A 235-nucleotide genomic window follows, 5' to 3' on the forward strand; every position below is an offset into this window, starting at 1 on the left:
TCTTGAATTTGCGCAGGACACTTCGGATTAAGACATCGCAGCGCCACTTCCCCTTCCAGCCGTTCAAGCTCACTTCGACTCCAATTTCCCTTGATTTACTCTGTGCATATGTAAGGCTTCGTCGCGTAATGACAAGGTAACTCACTGTCAATTGCAGATGGTGATGATGAAGCATCTAATGCTATCGATATTTCTTCGTCACCCTGAACCATTTTTTTAATTAAATCGGCATGAT

The 235-nt window shown here is 43.4% G+C and carries 1 pseudogene; it reads right to left on the minus strand.

The features are described from left to right. Positions 1-74: pseudogene (locus P6709_RS20710) on the minus strand (hypothetical protein); the annotation flags it as partial. Between the last annotated feature and the right edge of the window lie 161 nt (positions 75-235).

Origin of the sequence: Jeotgalibacillus sp. ET6 (genome assembly GCF_029667115.1) — a bacterium.
Classification (GTDB): Bacteria; Bacillota; Bacilli; order Bacillales; family Jeotgalibacillaceae; genus Jeotgalibacillus.